Source organism: Geopseudomonas aromaticivorans, from assembly GCF_019097855.1.
In the GTDB taxonomy this organism is placed as follows: Bacteria; Pseudomonadota; Gammaproteobacteria; order Pseudomonadales; family Pseudomonadaceae; genus Geopseudomonas; species Geopseudomonas aromaticivorans.
Genome location: NZ_JAHRGL010000043.1, coordinates 1 through 2,454, shown reverse-complemented (window position 1 = coordinate 2,454; position 2,454 = coordinate 1). Strand labels below are relative to the sequence as shown.

Sequence of the window (2,454 nt, the reverse complement as noted above, 5' to 3'; positions counted from 1 at the left end):
GTCCTCTCTAGGGGGTAAAAGCCTACCTTTTATGTCCCGCACAGATTTGCATTCGCTGGCCCTATGATAACCTTTTCCACAGCGCCTGCACAACTCCACTTCTCTCATCCTTTCAGGGGCTCTACAGTCCTTTTTAAGGTGCCCTGTTTTTCCACAGTTAAAGCAGGCAGATGTATTTCGGCGCCTTTGGGTTTGTAAGATGGCTGCGGCCAAGCCTGCATTAGTAAGTGGCCCTCCGAGTTCTCTGCAGATCTTTAACCAGTCCTGTAAACCTTTACTTTTCCGTGGAGCTATGGCTGCTCGGCATTCTTGAGTTGCTTGTTCAAAGACTAATTGTTCAATCAGAGGCATGGCTTGTTCTGCATCACCGAATATCCGGCTAGCGGCCTCTGTCATTCTGGCCACAAAGTCTGAGAATGGCTCCTGGGGCCCCTGGACTATCTTTGTAAGATGTCCACCTGATTCATCCCTTTTTGTCAGTGCCTTCCATGTTTTAATGGCGGCAGCTGATATCTGGGCATATACGCCCCAAATGTAATTAGTTTGATTGAGGGCATGTGGCCCCTGTCCTGTCAGCATTTCAAAGGTCCATTGTCTCTGATTTTCATTTTCTGCTGTGACATTGGCCTTTGCCTGTGCCTGGGCTGCATCATACCAAAGAGCCTTCCACTCCATATATTGTCCCATATTGGGGAGCACTGCCTTTACTGTTGTCTCCCAATCAGTGGGTGTCATAGCATAGTTGGCTAGCCTTTCTACTTGTATTGTTATAAAATTGGCATTGACCCCATACTTTCAGACTGATTTAGCCAATTCTTTAATCTGATTATAGTCTACGGGAGTATGTACTCTCGCCCCCTCATTTTCAAAGACTGGAAAAGCCATCTGCAATTTCCTTCGCTCCTCTAATGGTAAAAAGGAGTCGGTACCAAATAATGGGGGTGCTGATGGAAGTACACCCGCTGGATTAACAGGTCTCTTAAATTTACCGGGGTGTGACCGGTTATTCCCTATTTTCTCTCCCTCCTTCTCTGTCTCTCCCTCATCCAGCTGAGCTGTTCCTTCCAAAACCCCATCTCTTGAGCTTTTAGAGTCATTAGAGCTATCAAGATTTAAAGCTTTAAACTTATTTACAGAATCATCTAACAAATTATTCACTCCCTTGTCACTAGACATCCCGGGAGGTCCTTTTTTCTTATTTGTTGTTTTTTCTGTTAACAAATTATTCACTCCCTTGTCACTAGACATCCCGGGAGGTCCTTTTTTCTTATATTTTATTGTTAGGCGCGCCCCATCTCTCACCACATTCGGTTTCTGATATGTAATTCTGGACTTCTTTAAGATTGCTACAACAGTGAGAAAAGTCAAAATAGCTCCTAGTAAAAGCATAGAAGCCTCTATATTAACCTCCCACAATAGCAACATTCCCAAGCCAAAGTCCAGAAAAATCATACCTCTCCGAATTTCTCTCATTACATTCGGTTTCTGATATGTAATTCTGGACTTCTTTAAGATTGTCCCAAGCCAAAGTCCAGAAAAATCATACCTCTCCGAATTTACCACCCTGCAGTTCTGAATCCGCCTTGTAGCCAAGGGGTCTCCGAGGTGCTGGAGATGTTAACAAGTCCCTGGTTTCGGCACCAGATGTCCCGCGCCCGCTCTGTATTCCTCGCCAGCAAGAAATACACGCAGGACACTCGGATCCTTCTGCAGACAAGCTTTAATGCATCTTGAGAGTTGGGAGAGCATAAGCTTACCAGAGCGGAGACCTTGAACCAAGAATCCCGTTCCTTAATAAAGGCTGGCAAGCAGCCGCCTGGGACGTGTTACCCTATGAATGGCTTCAGCTCCTCAGGCCAAATGAGCCACGGGATAGGCAGAGATCAAAGGAATGGAGATTACCCAGCGCCTGTGAAGTAATTTACATCTTGGTGTCTTCAGGCACCATTATTGTAATGGATAATGCAGGAACCGGCTCCCTACAAACTAGCCTGTGTCTTTTTATAGGCGAGTTAAGACCATTAATATTGAGGGAAATTAAGGTCCATTGAGTGTTTATTCTTGTTTGTTTTTGATTTGTTGTTGGTAGTGGTATTGTATGTGGATTTACCCTGCTTTTTCTTTTGGGTTTTGGTAAGGTGGGATTATCTATTGCCTATGTTTTTGTGAGTGTAGTTAATTTCCTTAGGTTGGAGTTTTCCTTCCAGTACTTTCTGTAGGGCTGGATTAGTGGTTACATATTGTTTAAATCTGGTTTTGTCATGGAATATCTTGTTTTCTCCATCTATAGTGATTGAAAGCTTTGCTGGGTATAGTAGTCTGGGCTGGCATCCATGTTCTCTCAGAGTTGGTAGAATATCTATCCAGCTCCTTCTGGCTTTCAGAGTTTTCATGGAGAAGTTTGGTGTAATTCTCATAGGTTTGCCTTTATATGTTACTTGGCCTTTTTCCCTT

3 protein-coding genes are annotated in these 2,454 nt (G+C 44.1%); all 3 read right to left on the bottom strand.

Annotated features, from left to right (window positions below):
• A partial coding sequence (locus KRX52_RS14535) for a hypothetical protein (protein ID WP_217682445.1) occupies positions 1–735 on the bottom strand: 735 nt, incomplete at its 3' end.
• 60 nt (positions 736–795) lie between these two features.
• Positions 796–1,452, bottom strand: a complete 657-nt coding sequence (locus KRX52_RS14530; RefSeq protein WP_217682444.1) for a hypothetical protein — start codon at positions 1,450–1,452, stop codon at positions 796–798.
• Positions 1,453–2,144: 692 nt separating this feature from the next.
• Positions 2,145–2,454: hypothetical protein (locus KRX52_RS14525; protein ID WP_217682443.1), on the bottom strand; the 310-nt coding region annotated here is incomplete at its 5' end.